The organism is Mycoplasma sp. 13536 (genome assembly GCF_055523495.1).
This window is the reverse complement of the sequence record NZ_JBVFVC010000001.1, coordinates 368,229-384,265: the sequence shown is the minus strand read 5'-3', so window position 1 is coordinate 384,265 and position 16,037 is coordinate 368,229. Positions and strand designations below refer to the sequence as shown.

Below are 16,037 nucleotides of genomic sequence, written 5' to 3'. Positions count from 1 at the left end.
TACAAATGATACCTTTACTTTTTATTATATCTAGTGAAAGGAGGTTAAAATGGAAAAACTTAATGCTATTGAATTTAATAATATTTCTAAGTCCTTTGGAACTATTAAGGCTAACCAAGAAATAAGTTTTCAAGTTGAAAAAGGAACAATACATGCACTAATTGGTGAAAATGGTGCTGGGAAAAGTACCCTTATGTCAATTTTATTTGGGCTTTATTCACCTGATAATGGTGTTATTAAAGTTAATAATAACGAAGTATTAATCAAAGGGCCTAATGATGCTAATGCTTTAGGTATTGGTATGGTGCACCAACACTTTAAATTAGTTGATGTTTATACCAACTTAGAAAACATTGTCCTTGGTGCTGAAGATATCAATAAAAATACTCGTGTTATTGATTATGCGCCAGCAATTAGAAAAATTAAAACAATTCAAAATAAGTTTGATTTACATTTTGACTTAAATAAACTAACAGGTACTGAAACAGTTGCTACCCAACAAAAAATTGAGATTATGAAAATGCTTTACCGTGATTCAGAAATCTTAATTTTTGATGAACCTACAGCTGTTCTGACAGACCAAGAAATCCAAGGTCTTTTAAATACTTTCAAATTATTTAAAGAACAAGGTAAAACAATTTTATTTATTTCACATAAATTAGGTGAAATAAAAGAAGTTGCTGACAATGCAACTGTTATTCGTCATGGAAGAGTTACAGGTAATTTTGCCGTTAAAGATGTTTCAATTGAAGAAATGGCTAACCGAATGGTTGGCGGTGAAGTTGAAAATGCCCGTAATGAATATACCGACACAACGAAAAATAAAATTATTTTAGATGTACAAAATGTTTCTACAGAAGGTGAAAAACCCCTTAAAAATGTTTCATTACAAATTAGAAGCGGTGAAATTGTTGCTATTGCTGGAGTTGAAGGCAATGGTCAAACTGACTTAGAATATGTTATTAGTGGGATGAAAAAACCTTCTAACGGAACAATTAAGTTAACCAAAACACCTTTAATTAAAGAAAAATTAAAAATAATTGAAAAAGCCAATATAAGAAAAATTTACTTTAATGATCTAATGTTCTTTTTAACATTTATTGTTGGTACGATTTTAATGGTGTTAACACCAGAAGCAAAAGATATAAACGTTATTTATAAAATAATTGGTGGATTTTTATATGCTATGACAATTGTATTTTTCTTTCAATCTTTTAATAGTGAAGTAAAAAACCGTAAGAAACTTGAAAATATTGTCTTTTATAATTTTTCAAGTAAAACGCGCCGGCTTGTTTACTTAACAAAAATATCATATTTAGTTACAACATTAACTTTATTAATTTTATGGCTTTCAGGATTTATTTTAAATGAATCTCAAATCATACCATTAGTTTCTTTAGCTATTTTCTTAATTAATGGGCTACTAATGGCTTGAAACTTAGTTTTCATCTTTAAAGCTTTACATATTTCCAGACAAATCTTTGATAAAAACAATTTAATTCGCCATGTTGCTGTTATTCTGCTAAATTCAATTTTATACATTGTGTCATTTATTATTTTAGTGTTTATTGCTTTTACAAATATTAGAGCAACATTAAGCACAACAACTAATAATGTTATTTATGTAATAATGTATATATCTGTTTTAGTTTCTGCTGTAGCATTATTAATGCATTTTTATAGTTGAGAATTATTCTTCGCTAAATCAAATGACAAAGAACAGCTGCAAGACCAAGATGAATATTTAGATTTAGAAAATCTTTCAGTTTACGAAATTTCAAAGCTTGGTCTTTCATTTATTCCAAGTGATAGACATAAACATGGTTTAGTACTGGACTACAACATTAAATACAACACTGTCTTGCGTAGGCTTTGAGATTCTTCTTATGTAAAATTTGGTATTTTTAATGAAAAAGCTATTAAACAAGAAACTAAAAATATTATTGAGAAATATGATGTTCGAGGAGCCCGTAATGGTATTTCCCAAGCTCGCCAACTTTCTGGTGGGAACCAACAAAAATTCATTGTTGGTCGCGAAATGAATTCTCCTCATGACTTTATTTTAATTGTGCAACCAACTCGTGGTTTAGACGTTGGAGCAATTAAAAACATTCACGAACAAATTTTAGAAGAAAAGAAGAATGGTAAAGCTATTTTATTAATTTCGTATGAACTTGATGAGGTTTTAGCTTTAGCTGATAAAATAGCGGTTATAAATACAGGTGAAATCTTAGCTGTTAAAGAAGCTAAAGATTTAACCAGAACTGAAATTGGTATTTATATGGCACATAAAAACGAAGAGAAAGGAGCAAACTAATGAAAAAAGGTTTATATGCAGATAATCCTGTTGTAGATTTTGGGGAAAGAACTCGTAGATTCTTTATGTTTGAAGAAAAAGCAAGCAGTCGTAGAAAGATTTTTGCATCTATTTGAGCTGTTTTCTTTGGATTACTATTTGCTTCAATCATTTATTGAATTATTGGAAGTACTGGCGATAATCCCCAAGATACAACACTTTTCTCATTTGTAACATATATTTTTAGATTCTCAAGTACTGAATCTAATAGAAGTGTTTTCTTACTTTATTTCCTTTTCTTTGCCTTTTCTGGTTTAGCCATTTCAATTGGTTTTAAATCAGGGTTATTCAATATTGGGGTTTCAGGTCAAATGACCTTCCCTGCAATTATTTTCTTTGCAATTATTATTGGTTTAAAATTAGATATTGAAAAGATTTCATTAGAGTTCTTAGTTGGAATGTTCTTTGTCTTTATAATCATGGGAATGTTTATAGGACTTATTTCAGGATTCTTAAAAGCATTCTTTAATGTACACGAAGTTATTTCAACGATCTTTTTAAACTGAATTATTACATATATTGCAAAATATTTATTTACACAAGGTAATGAAGCTTTTGGGAAGGAAGCTTTTAGTTACTTTGACCCAGTTAGTGGAACAAAAAATATTTTTATTAGTGCCGAACATCAAAATTTATTTATTTATTTTGGAATTGGCTTAATTATCGCTTTAGTTGTTTTTGTGTGATTTATTTACAGTAAAACAGCTATTGGATATAAAATCAAAATGGTTGGTTTAAATAAAACTAATGCTAAATATGTTGGTATTAACGAAAAATTACTTATAGTAACCATTATGGGGATTTCAGGCGCTTTATCTGGTGTTGCTGGGTTTTTCTTAATTATTCTTAAGAACAATAAATTAGAAGCAGCATCTGCGCCTATGGGAATTGGATTTGAAGCAATTGCAATAGCCTTAATTGCTTTAAATAGTCCAATTGGTGTTTTATTTACGTCAATATTCTATTCTCTTATAAATACTTCTCAAATTGGATTTAGTTTCTTAAGAGGATCTGAAAAAGTTACTTTTGACTTTTTCCCAATTATTACTGGTATCATTATCTTTATGTCAGCTTTAGCAATTATTTTCTATAAATTTAGGGTAATGAGAACTATGGCTAAATATGGATATTTAAGTACAAATAAAACTTATTGATATAACTTTAAAACATACCACATTAGTAAATTTAAATATATTTTACCTGAGAAAATTAACTTATTTAAACTATATATAACTGGTATTAAAACTCGTTTAAACTTTAGAAAACAAGAAATGCAATATCAAAAAGATGTTTACAATCAAATCAAAGCTTCAAAAAATATGAGTGAAGAAGAACTTTTAGATTTTTACACCAAATTATCTAAAGCTAAATTCGACCATATTGCAAAACGTAATGAGGCTGGTTTAAACCAATATCGTGATTCAAAGAATAAATTTAAAAACCAAGTTCAAAACCGTAAACAAAACTTTAATATATTAAAAGAATCATTATTCTTAGACTTTAATAAGAAAGTTTTAGCAAAATATAAACAAACTTTCAAAATTAAAGATTTAACTGTAGAAGGAGGAGTGTAATATGGAAATAATTCTTAGTTATACATTTTTCTTCTTTGTTATCCTTCTATTAGGTACTATTTCAGGTATTTTCTCTGAAAGATCTGGAACTGTTAATATTGCTATTAATGGATTTATGGTCTTTGGCGCAGCTGTTTATTCAATATTTAGTGTCATCTTTACTGATTCACTAAATATTACTAGTGCTTGGTCACAAATTCCACTTACTTTATTAGCTGGACTTGTTACTGTATTATTTGGTCTATTGTTTGGCTTAGCAGCTGTTAAATTCAAATCAGACCAAACGATATCTGGTTTTGCTATTAACGTTTTAGCAACTGGTATTGCGGCAATGGTAGTTTTATATTTAACAACCAGAACTCAAAAAGCAGGATCAGTTATTGTTTTTAGAGGACGTGAAGAATTAGCTTTATCTCCTGCAATTGGAACTTACCGTAACATTGTTTCATTTAAATTAGCAGTTGTTATTATAGTAGCTATATCCTCATGGTTTGCACTTAGAAAAACAAGATGAGGTTTAAGATTTAGATCTGTTGGTGAAAACCCTCAAGCAGCTGATGTAGCCGGAGTAAATGTTAATCGTATTAAATGACAAGGTCTAGCGATATCTGGATTTATTGCGGGGATTGCTGGTGCGATCTATGCTCAAGTGCAAATTAATATTTTTTCACTTTCAAAAGATGTGCAAGGGTTTGGTTTCATCGCCCTAGCCATTATGATTACCTCAAGATGAAAAATTAGTTTTTCAGTAATTGTGTCATTATTCTTCTCATTCTTACTTGCATTCTCATTCTATGGAATTAATACCCTTGGTGCTTCATTAAGTAAATTTGCAGATTTATTAGCAATGATCCCATACTTAATTACCTTAATTATTATGATTATTTCAAGTAAGAATTCATATGGACCTGCAGCTGCAGGTATACCTTATGACAAGTCCAAGAGGTAATAAAGCACATTACTCACTTAACAATAAAATAATAACCAATATTTGGTTGTTATTTTATTTTTTAAGTTATATATAATTTATTATCATTTATATCATGAATTTTATTAAATGCCAGCATGATTAATTTAAATGTAAAAAATCAACCTATTTAAATAGGTTGATTTTACTTATTATCTTTAATAGTTAAATAAATTTCATCTAATTGATCTTGTGCAACATTTGATGGTGCACCAGTAAAGATATCCTCGCCCTTAGAATTTTTTGGAAAGGCGATAACATCTCTAATGCTACTATGACCTGCTAAAATCATGATGATTCGGTCAATTCCTAAACCGATACCACAATGAGGCGGAACACCATATTCTAATGCATTTAGGAAAAACCCAAATTTAGATTTTTGTGTTTCTTCATCCATTCCAATTAATTCAAAAACAGTTTTTTGAGTTTCCTGATCAAAGATTCTGGCAGATCCTGATCCAAGCTCAAAACCATTTAAAACCAAATCATAACTTTTAGCTTTGACTTGTGATTTATCTAATTCATTAATTTCTTCTAATGAATGATTAAATTGAGTAAATGGGTGATGTGCTGCAGCCCACGAGTTTGTCTCATGATCATATTCAAACATAGGAAAGTCAATAATTCATTTAAATGCATATTCATTTGATGCTCAATTGAATCATGTATTTAATTCTGTTCTTAAAGCACCTAAGGACTGTGATGCCTTTTGGTAAGTGTTAGCAACAATTAAATATGTACCATCTTGTTTTGTTTGGCTATTAATTAACTTTTGAACGGGCTCTAATACTTTTGATGCAAAGTTTGAATGGTCTATTTCTCCATTATTTACAACAAAGTAAAACAAGGCATTTGCAGCATTTTTCTTAGCAATTTCTTCTAATGATTTAAATTGTTTTTTACTTATTTGTTCAGAAATTTTTAATAATCTTTTGCTTGATGCTTCTTTAATAATGTTAAAATCCGATTCAGCACAAAAATCATTAATATCAATAATATGATTTTTAAAACGTAAATCAGGTTTATCACTTCCATATTTGGAAATAGCCTCATCATAAGTAATTCTTTCAAAAGGAATTTTTATTTCAACATTCATTGTTTTTTTCATAACATATTGGAACATTTGTTCAATCAATGTTTGAAAGTCTTGAACATCAGTAAAACTAGTTTCAATATCTAGTTGAGTAAACTCAGGTTGGCGATCTTTTCGTGAATCTTCATCTCGAAAACATCTGGCAACTTGAAAATATTTTTCAAAACCTGAAATCATTAACAATTGTTTAAATAATTGAGGGCTTTGAGGTAATGCATAAAAACTATTTAAATTACGAGTAGGAACTAAGAAATCCCTGGCCCCTTCTGGTGTGGCTTTTGAAAGAATTGGGGTTTCAATTTCCATAAAGTCTTGGTTTTGCAAAAATTCTCTGAGAGCAAAAATAAATTTATTACGTAATGAAAGTGTTTTTTGCATTATTGGTCTTCTTAAGTCTAGAAAGCGATTTTGTAGCCTTAATTCTTCCTTAACTTCTATATCATCACGAATTTGGAATGGTAATTCATTTGCCGCTTTAGATAAAACTTTATATTCTTTTACTATAACTTCAATTTCACCAGTAGGCAGATCTTTATTAATATCTTTCCGTAGTTCCACTTTACCTGTTACCTCTAAAACACTTTCTTTAGTAAAGTTGATTGGTTGATTAAATATTAATTGAGTAATACCAAATTTATCACGTAGGTCAACGAAGTTTAATTCTCCAAATTTACGTTTGTTTGCTACCCAGCCATATAAAGTCACAATTTGACCAATATTTTCTTTTCTTAATTGATTATTATTAATTTTTTTTGTCATTTATTCCTCCTCTAAAAGTTCTTCCAGAGCACTTAAAGTATCTTCTTGTATTTGTTCAATATCATTAATTAGGAAATTAACAAGTGAAATAATTCCATCGTCTTGCTTTGAGAATGTTATTCTTTCTTTAGTCTCTAAGTTTTTTATAATAAATAAATCTGGATATTTTAAATCTGTTGTAATAATGTAATTAGCATTATATTTGCTTGCTTTTTCAAGCACTTTCTTAGATTTAACTAAGCTAAATTCAAAAATAGCTTGGAAGTTTGGGATTTGACTTAAAGCAATATAAAATTTCATTAAGGCAGCAATATCTGCCTCTTTATTTGAAGCACACAAATAAAGCTTAGTGGTTTGGTCTGCTTCTTTTAGGTTTTCAATTGATAATGATTCACTATTAGCAAAAAAGTCAATTAAACGTTCAACCCCTAAAGCAAAACCAACACTTGACAAAGATGGGCCGCCTAACTCACTAATTAAATTAGAATATCTTCCACCACCAATAATTGCAGCTTGTGATTTATCAGAGCGAGATGTTGCAATAAATTCAAAAACTATTTCATCGTAATAATCCAATCCTCTAACCAAATCCTGTGATACCTTATAATCAACACCTCAATCTTTTAAAGCTTTACACAAATTATCAAAATATGTTTTTGATTCACTTGATAAATATTTTGAAATTTTAGGTGCTTTTTTAACAAAACCAAGTTGTGAATCAATTTTATCATCTAAAATACGTAATACATTACCACTTTCAAGCCTTTCTTGGGAAATGCTTGAAAGTTGTGATTTATAAGGATGAAAATATTCTTTTAAGGCTTGTGAATATTTATCTCTTGTTTGTTTGTCGCCAATTGTATTAATTTTTAAGGTAAAGTCATCATTAGCAAAAACACTTAAAAGATTATTAGCTAATAAAATTACTTCTAAATCTTTTAAATAATTTTTTTCTCCTACGTGCTCAAAGCCAATTTGATAGAATTGGCGGTATCTACCTTTTTGAGGTTGCTCATAACGGAACATGGGACCTATATAGAAGAATTTTTGATTTGGGAGTGTGTTCCATTTATTTTCAACATAAGCTCTTACAAAACTTGCTGTTCCTTCTGGTCGTAATACAATATTTCTATTACCTTTATCAGTAAATTGAAACATTTCCTTACGAACTAAATCGGAATCTCCAACACTTCTTGAAAACACTTCTTGGTTTTCAATAACGGGGGTATCAATTTCTTGGTATGCTTGCTGTTGTCCTAAAATACGAGCCACATCAAAAATATGATTTCTAATTTGTGTTTTTTCTGGGGAATAATCGATTGTTCCTTTAATTTTACTTATCATAAAACTCCTTAAAATTTTAATATTTATATAATTATAATATAACAGCAAAAAGTTTAAAAAACAAATTAAATAAAATTCTTTTTTTGTTAAAATATATAAGCAATATGTTTAATTGCAGAAAGTAGAATCACTTCTCACCTGATGGCCCTATAGCCTTGGGTTTAGCTACAATTAAATGCATCAATAATGGTGCTTTTTGGTAGGTCGAGTGCGATTACTTTTTTAAGTTATTTTTAATAAGGAGAAATTATTAATCATTCAGATAAAAGAAAAAGGCCTGTTGCAGAGCATTTTGTAAATCATGATATCCCTTATCCAAAGGTTTTTGTTATCGATTCAAATGGTGAAAAAGTTGGTGTACGAACAAAGGGTGAAGCTCTGGAATTGGCAATAAGTCAAAAAATGGATCTAGTGTTAATTAGTGTTGATCCAAAACCTATTGTTAGAATTCTAGATTATGGGAAGTTTAAATACGACCGTAAGAAAAAACAAAAAGAAATCAAAGAAAAGCAAACGAATATTCAAAATAGAGAAATTCGTTTAACACCAATGATTGGTGAAAATGATTTATTAACTAAGAGTAGAAAAGCACGTGATTTTTTACTTGATGGTGATCGTATTAAAGTATCCGTAAAACTTAGAGGTCGCGAAATAGGGAGAAAAGACTTAGGTTTAGTGGTTTTAGATAGATTCTTTACTTCATTAGAAGATATAGCTGATAAAACTACCGAACCTAAATTAGTAAATGATCGTTTTTTAGATATGAATCTCCAACCCAATAAAAATAAAATCGCTAAATACTTAAAAGAAAAGAATCAGGGAGTTGCTAATGCCTCATCTGATTCTGAACAAGGAGAAAAAAATGCCAAAAATGAAAACTAAAAGTGCTTTAAAGAAGAGAATTAAAGTTACTGGAACTGGTAAAATCTTAAGAGAACAAGCTTACCGTTCACACTTAGCACAAAATAAATCAACCAAACAAAAACGTCATGCCCGTAAATCTGTTTTAATGTCTAAGAGTGACTTAAAGAGATTTAAAGCTTTAATCTAATCTTGCTACCAAGGTTTCAAGATATTTATAATTATTATTAAGAAAGGAAATAAAATATGGCAAGAGTTAAAGGCGGAACAGTTACAAGAGCTAGACGTAAAAAATGACTAAAATTAGCAAAAGGTTACTTTGGACATAAATCAATTGGTTATAAAGTAGCAAAGCAAGCTGTTGTTAAATCATGAACATATGCATTTAGAGACCGTAAACAAGTTAAAAGAAACTTCCGTAAATTATGAATCGCTCGTATTAATGCTGCAACTAGAGCAGAAGGAATTAGTTATTCAAAATTTATTAATGGTCTTAAAAAATCAAACATTTTAGTTAATCGAAAAATGTTATCTGAATTAGCAATTCATGAACCAAAAACCTTTTCAATGTTAGTTGAATTAGCAAAAAATGCTTAATAACTTATGTATATAATATAAAAGTATTGGAGTAATCCAATACTTTTTATTCATTATTATTTTTATGGTTGTTTACTACCTTGTCAAGTTTTCTAAGTCAATGATTAACGCCACTTTTAGTAATATTATTGTTATTTTGCTCATTTTGCATTAAAACTAATTCATTTAATGACAGTCACGGATTTTCAATTCTAAGCCTAAAAAACATTAGTTGATCATTTGAAAATAAGTTAATTAAGTTATTTTCGAACATATAGTTAATATTATCAATATGTTTGATTGAGCTATTAGCAACTTTTTGGAGATTTGAAAAATCAATATTATTAATTCTATTTAAAATATTATCTTTATCTCGCAATATTTTAACATTTTGAAGCTCAAATCATGCCTTTTTAGCAGCAATTGCTGATAAAAAATCTAGTAATTCATCTATTTTTTTAATATATAAAATATAGCGGCTACGTTTTTTAAGTAAGTGGAAATTAAAATTATATTTATTAAGTTTGGCTAAGATTTGACTACTTTTTTTTAAAGATAGGGTAGAGATTTCAAGATGGTATGAAGTAGAATTAACATCTGAAATATTACCAGATCCTAAAAATACTCCTGCAAAAAAAGATGTTAAATACTCCTCTTTGTTAAAAATATTAGTGAAGTTTATCGAGTCCTTGTGTAGCATTATTTTTTGCTTTCATTCATCTTTAGAGAGGAAATTCAAATTCAGTTTTTTTATTTTATTTATAATTTTATCTTTAATATAAGTATTCTTAATAATTAAAATATAGTAATCATTGTCTAATTTAGAGTTAGCAAAAAACAAACCTTTTAAAAGATATAAATCTTCAAGAGGTTTTTTTGAATTTATTAAGATTTCTTTTTTTATTTTTGATGTAAAGGATACTTTATTTTTCATATTTTTGCCCCCACTAATCTTATGGAATTTACTTATTATATCATAGTTATATATTTATGTTTTATTAGTAATTAATGATAATATTTATAAAAGTTGAAACCATATAAACAATTAACGCAAATTCTTAGTTGCGATATAGAAGTTTAAAAATATAACATCAATATATTGGTTTTGGAAATTTTTATCTGAAATTTTTGAATTATGATATTAGAATAATAAATTTTAAAAAAATGAACAATCATTAAAATCATGGAATTAGAGCATTTAATAAACATTCTGGTAAAAATTTCAAAAAAAACAAAATATACAAAATAGTTTTTAAGCAGAATAAAAAATATTAAGAATTATATTTTTCCATTTTATACTTTTCTAAATTGCACATTGCAATTTTTTTATTATTGTGTAGAATAACTACTTTTTTGCACTACTTTTTTAATTTTTTGCCCAGAATGTTGGGGTTAATCATTTTTTTATTTTTTGATTTATATTATGATGCTTTTGTTGCAAAAAAAGATAATGAAAAAACGAACCAAAAAAATTTTTTTCTTCTTTGGCAACTAAATTGGAAAATTTATATATTTTTTGGTGTTTTTACTGTCTAAAAAATAAAGACATAATTATGTATATTGTTAAATTAACTATAAAATTTCAAAATGAAACAAAAAGATTTTTAAACCCCCCGCCCTTGATTGCAATCAAGGGGGCCTTACTTTTGAAAAAGTAAGCAAAACTCCCAGAAAACACGTGCCCGTGTTTTCTATTTTTATTATTTTCTTTTTTATTAAAAAATATTAAAATTAATACGCATCAATTTTTATTTCATCATTGATGCTTCTGTGTAATGTTCGAAGTATCTCTAAATACTCAGTCATAATCTTATTGGCTTCAAGGTTATTTCCTTGTGCATTCACAGAGACACTATTAAACTTTGAGATGTATAATTCAAGAGTTTTAAAAAATGAGTTTGTTTTCTTATGGATAAATGCTAGTTTTCCAACGGCAGGGATAGAATAATCTAAACCTTTCTCAAGAGCTCACATTTCTGTAAAGCTTAGATATTTTCCATTAGGTTCTTTGGCAAAGTATTTTTTTCCATTATATTTAAAATACAAATTATCATCAGAACAATGTACTAACACAACATCAGAATTATAAGGAAATATAATCCTTTTGTCATGCATATCGAAAGCTGCAAGGTTTTTACCTTGGTATCTAACAACACCATTTAAAACTTTTCTATTAATCTCTAAATCAACGGCTCAATTGCCGTTTTTCTTTCCTTCTTTTTGAAAGACATTATGTTTAGAAATTATTTTTTTATTCCTTGTGTTGTAATAATTTTGAAATACTTCGTTGTTTTGCTTTAAATCGTTAATATCTTTATATCCGTTTTCATGAATTAATAATGGGTATTGGTCTAATGATGTTCTAAAAGATCTCTCAACGTGAGGTTTATGTTTGGGATTAGATGAACTGAGTACTTCTATTCCTTTTTTATTTAAATCTTTTTCAAAAATTGTTTGTGTGTTTTCGTTTCCCCAAAAAGTTCTTCTTTTATCAGTATAAATTTTCTTTGGAAATCCATATTTCTTAAATACTATTTCTAACAGTCTTTGATATCCTAATGTTGTTTCTTGTTCTTCAAATCATGCTGCTAATAATGTTCCAGTGGCAACATCAATTGCATGATAAAGATAGAATGGTTTATTATTTTTTAAATATGGTTCAAGCTGAGCATCAATTTCAACAATTTCACCAAATTCTAAATTTTTCTTTAGACCCAAAACTTGTCTTTGTTTTTCGTTTTGTTTAATTTGTTTATAATATTTTTTTAATAGCAATGTTGTCTCTTGTGAAGTTTTCTTCTTTGATAATTTTGCTATTTTTCTTCCTCTTTTGGTTGTATGTATATTAAATAATCCTAATTGTTTGAATCTTCTTACCAAAGTTTTGTAAGAAATTTTTTGCCTTATAAAAGAACCATATTCTGAATAATAATAACTTTTAAACGAAAGTTGGTTATTTGTTAGAACGTTATTTAAAATAATTTCACATGTTTTTAAATAATCTTTAAACACTAATTCAATTTCTGAATCTGTAACTTTGCAACTTCTTTGTTGATTTTTATTTTTATGACTGATGTCAATTTCTTGATTACTTTTTATTATTTTTTTATATCTTTTTACGGTTGATACACTAAGGTTTGTAATTAAACTAAGTTGAGATAAAGATTTTTCAATATTAGCAGCAATTAATATGAGAGATTGCTGTTTTTTTAGTTCGTAGTTTGTTAAGTTTTTGTACTTATCTATGTTATGTTTGATTCTCATAAATAATTTATACCACATTTTAATTAAATTAGTTCATTTTCGGAGGGATTTATATATGGGCCTAAATATTTGTCATTGGACACTTTTCTAAAATGCACATTGCAATTTTTTTATTATTGTATATTATGTTATAATTATAATAGATCAAGAGATATCAAAGACATATTTATAACTGTTTAGAATTAGGTTTATTGGCTTATTGTTATTTTTAGAAATTAACAAAGGAGAACAAATGAATAAATCAAGAATAAAAAAACTTATTTTATATCCTTCTGGTGCTTTTTTGGGCGCACTTACGATATTTATATCATCACCATATACTTATCGACAAAAAACAAATTTCTGGTATGAAAATCTTAATAATGAAAAATTTGAAGTTAGAGGTCAAGGAACAACTATTGCTTTAAACCAAAATAACGAGGCTATTTCTATTCCTGGTAACAATGACTTTGAACTAAAACTATTGTTAAACCCAGGTTTTGAAACCGAAAATGAAGAATTTTTAACTAAATTTAATAACGATTTTATAAATAAAGTTAATCAAAATAATTTAATTTATAAATCATTTGAAAAACTATCAATAATGCCTATTGTATGGTTTTATTTTGAAAACGAAACAGATAGGGAAAACTTTGTCAATAAAATTAAAGATTGGAATGAAATTTACAAATTTATTATTTTTGAAAACAAAAATACTAGTCCACAAAATTATACCTCTCAAAGTTATGGCAGTTCCTCTGCATATCTTTATAACCAAAGTATTAAAACAAACAATTATATGAGATATGGAATTGATTCAAATTTCGAAAAATACAAGCAAAGTGTCAATAAAAACATTGATATTACAAATGCATCAGGATATTTAGACAATTCATATGTTAATAAAGTAGGAGTACTTGAGGCTTGAGCTTACCCATTTGATAAAAATTATCAAAAGCACTTTAAAAGCGGAATTGAAATAAATGATCTTAACGATAAAAAAGATGATTATTACAAAAGTCATTCAACATTTGTTTCGATGATAGTTGGAAGCGAACACGGTATAGATAAAACTTCTAAAATACACTTACACACATTTAATAAATTTGATGGCCAATGAATGTCAATTATTGAAAAAATGGTTAAAGAAGAAGGTATAAGATTAATTAACCATAGTTATGGTTACACAATGCGCTATGACGTAAATGGTACTGAAAAAATTCATCACAAATATTTAGAAGGTTACTCTGAAAATGCATATTTTTTAGACTATATAACGCGCAAGTATGGGGTAATAAATGTCTTTTCCGCAAGTAATGAGGGAAAAGATAATGATCACCTTATTACAGGACCCCAATTATCGTTTAATTCTGTTATTGTAGGAGCATTATCTGATTGATCAACAAAAACAAACTTAAAATATAACACTGTAGCGGATTATTCTAATTATAGGTTGCATAAAGAGTACGAAAATATCTCAAAGCCATTAGTTGTTGCTCCCGCATATTTTTATGATCCAGTTTATAATGTTAATGAATATGAGCATGGAACAAGTTATGCTGCACCAGTCGTTACTGGTTTAATTTCTAATTTACTCAAATATAGATCAGATATTAGAAATAGCGATTATAAAATACCAATTGTAAAAGCAATTTTATCGGCATCTGCTGTTAGTCCAAATCACGATAATTTAACCTATAAGTCAAGTGGTTATGAACAAAAATTTGGTGCTGGAACAGTAGACTTTAAAACAATGTTAGAAGCAGCTAACAATTATTCAACACTAAAAATTCATCCAACTAATGATAGTGGTTTTGTATTTTCAAGTAAAGAAATAAATTTAAAAAAGAATCAAACGATAAAAATATCTAGTTCCTGAATGTTTAATGCTGGTCTTTTAAATCAATCTGAAGTTAGGCCAGAGTATAAAGAAAATACAAGTTGGTGAAATTCATTTTTAAATTTCTTTTCTCCATCACGTAAAAGAAGCCAAGAACTAGAAAAACAAAAAACTATTGCCGAGGGTAAAATATGAGATTTATCTCATAAATCTGAGATTCGTTTGACTCAATCTGAGGCAATTAAACGTCAAAACAACAATTGATTTTCTGATTATGACTTATATTTAGAAAAAAAGGAATCAAATGGAAAATGGGTTGTTGTGAAGATGATTCAGTCTGCAGTGAGTAATGATGAATTACTTGAATATAAAGCAACTTCTTCAGGGACTTATAGATATCGCATTAAAAAGTATGAGAAATATGACTTTAGCAATTCTGTATATGATTTAATAGCAACTACTCACGTGGTTAAAAATGAATAAAATAATTAGAAAATTGCTAATTAGTCTCATGACTTTAGTAGTTCCTATAACTTTATTTTCATGCAATGATAGCCAACCTGTTAGAAACGAACCTCCTGTTATTATAGCTGATAAGCCAGATGAATATTACGAAAATCAACTTAAAGAAATGTATGAAGATATTTACCAAGTATATGAACCACTTACAAAAAAAGGGGTTTTTGCCCCTAAAGAATGATTAGAGGAAGATCAAAAAACAATTAAAGAACAATATAAGCAAAAAGACATCGACACATTTAATATAACATTTTTCAGTAATTTTCCACCTTATTTAGATGATCTTAAAAATGAAAAATGGCTTCAAGCTACCTATGTTCAAATAACTACTAAAGAGCAGTTCGATACTTACATTATCAAAAGATTTAAAGAACTAAATCAATCTGATGAATATAACAACGACTTAAAGATAAAAAAACTATTTGAAGAATTATATTTAAATAAACAAGATGCCTATGAACTTTTAGAAAACAATGTCATTTTTATAAAAAGATTTTCTGGTAACAATAAATCTCCGGTTGGTGGCTTTATAATTCCAATTTATGATAATAATGAAGTAATAATAACTTCATTTGGCACATACCCTAAACTGGATCCATCAGCTCTTGTAAAGCCAACTGTTTATCGACCAGATCCGTCCCGTATTTGAGAAGTTTTCTTAATTAAAAAAGGATTTAAATTTACATTTAAAGATATTGCAAGAGATTTAGAGACAACATCCCGAGATTTTAGGAATGAAGTCCATGATTGATATAAAAATGTATTTTTAAAACACTATTTAAAAGGTAAAACAGTCAATAAAACCTCTTAAGTTTTAACTTAAGTGGTTTTATATTGTATTTTGTTGATAAAAATTGTTATTAGATTTATTATTTAATATTTTCAATGTTTAAACTTTTTAAACT

Annotated in this window: 12 protein-coding genes; 8 read left to right on the top strand and 4 right to left on the bottom strand. The window is 27.8% G+C overall.

The genetic code is table 4. From position 1 onward, the window contains the following. The first annotated feature begins 49 nt into the window (after nucleotides 1-49). From AC0B4N_RS01500 to AC0B4N_RS01490, 3 genes are read left to right on the top strand one after another with little or no spacing between them, the layout of a single operon-like run. Nucleotides 50-2,317, top strand: a complete 2,268-nt coding sequence (locus AC0B4N_RS01500) for an ATP-binding cassette domain-containing protein (protein ID WP_465102138.1) — start codon at nucleotides 50-52, stop codon at nucleotides 2,315-2,317. Next, complete coding sequence (locus AC0B4N_RS01495; protein WP_465102137.1) at nucleotides 2,317-3,930, top strand: ABC transporter permease subunit; 1,614 nt, start codon at nucleotides 2,317-2,319, stop codon at nucleotides 3,928-3,930. The genes AC0B4N_RS01500 and AC0B4N_RS01495 overlap by 1 nt, the downstream gene beginning before the upstream one ends. Nucleotide 3,931: 1 nt before the next feature. Next, a complete protein-coding gene (locus AC0B4N_RS01490; RefSeq protein ID WP_465102136.1) occupies nucleotides 3,932-4,879 on the top strand; it encodes an ABC transporter permease in 948 nt (315 codons plus the stop codon). 163 nt (nucleotides 4,880-5,042) lie between these two features. Here the strand turns inward: AC0B4N_RS01490 and aspS are convergent, their stop codons facing one another. Together aspS and hisS are read right to left on the bottom strand one after the other, a co-directional pair. Next, complete coding sequence (gene aspS, locus AC0B4N_RS01485; protein ID WP_465102135.1) at nucleotides 5,043-6,749, bottom strand: aspartate--tRNA ligase; 1,707 nt, start codon at nucleotides 6,747-6,749, stop codon at nucleotides 5,043-5,045. Continuing rightward, nucleotides 6,750-8,093 carry a histidine--tRNA ligase gene (gene hisS / locus AC0B4N_RS01480; protein WP_465102134.1) on the bottom strand — a complete coding sequence of 448 codons (1,344 nt, stop codon included), beginning with the start codon at nucleotides 8,091-8,093 and terminating at the stop codon, nucleotides 6,750-6,752. 246 nt (nucleotides 8,094-8,339) lie between these two features. Between hisS and infC the strand changes: the two genes are divergently transcribed. From infC to rplT, 3 genes are read left to right on the top strand one after another with little or no spacing between them, the layout of a single operon-like run. Then, entirely contained in the window at nucleotides 8,340-8,975 is a 636-nt protein-coding gene (gene infC / locus AC0B4N_RS01475; RefSeq protein WP_465102564.1) for a translation initiation factor IF-3, read from the top strand. Further along, nucleotides 8,956-9,144 carry a 50S ribosomal protein L35 gene (gene rpmI, locus AC0B4N_RS01470; protein WP_465101248.1) on the top strand — a complete coding sequence of 63 codons (189 nt, stop codon included), beginning with the start codon at nucleotides 8,956-8,958 and terminating at the stop codon, nucleotides 9,142-9,144. Before infC ends, rpmI begins: the two co-directional genes overlap by 20 nt. A 56-nt stretch (nucleotides 9,145-9,200) precedes the next feature. Next, complete coding sequence (gene rplT, locus AC0B4N_RS01465) at nucleotides 9,201-9,551, top strand: 50S ribosomal protein L20 (protein ID WP_465101249.1); 351 nt, start codon at nucleotides 9,201-9,203, stop codon at nucleotides 9,549-9,551. Between the two features lie 46 nt (nucleotides 9,552-9,597). Here rplT and whiA read toward each other — a convergent pair whose 3' ends face one another. After that, nucleotides 9,598-10,464 carry a DNA-binding protein WhiA gene (gene whiA / locus AC0B4N_RS01460; RefSeq protein ID WP_465102133.1) on the bottom strand — a complete coding sequence of 289 codons (867 nt, stop codon included), beginning with the start codon at nucleotides 10,462-10,464 and terminating at the stop codon, nucleotides 9,598-9,600. Between the two features lie 797 nt (nucleotides 10,465-11,261). Further along, the gene (locus tag AC0B4N_RS01455) at nucleotides 11,262-12,794 is read right to left on the bottom strand and encodes a transposase family protein (protein WP_465102132.1); all 1,533 of its coding nucleotides are present in this window, start codon (nucleotides 12,792-12,794) and stop codon (nucleotides 11,262-11,264) included. A 232-nt stretch (nucleotides 12,795-13,026) separates the two neighbouring features. Between AC0B4N_RS01455 and AC0B4N_RS01450 the strand changes: the two genes are divergently transcribed. Together AC0B4N_RS01450 and AC0B4N_RS01445 are read left to right on the top strand one after the other, a co-directional pair. Next, nucleotides 13,027-15,096, top strand: a complete 2,070-nt coding sequence (locus AC0B4N_RS01450) for a S8 family serine peptidase (RefSeq protein WP_465102131.1) — start codon at nucleotides 13,027-13,029, stop codon at nucleotides 15,094-15,096. Further along, on the top strand, nucleotides 15,089-15,943 hold the full coding sequence (locus tag AC0B4N_RS01445; protein WP_465102130.1) for a hypothetical protein: 855 nt from the start codon (nucleotides 15,089-15,091) through the stop codon (nucleotides 15,941-15,943). The genes AC0B4N_RS01450 and AC0B4N_RS01445 overlap by 8 nt, the downstream gene beginning before the upstream one ends. The last annotated feature ends 94 nt before the right edge of the window (nucleotides 15,944-16,037 follow it).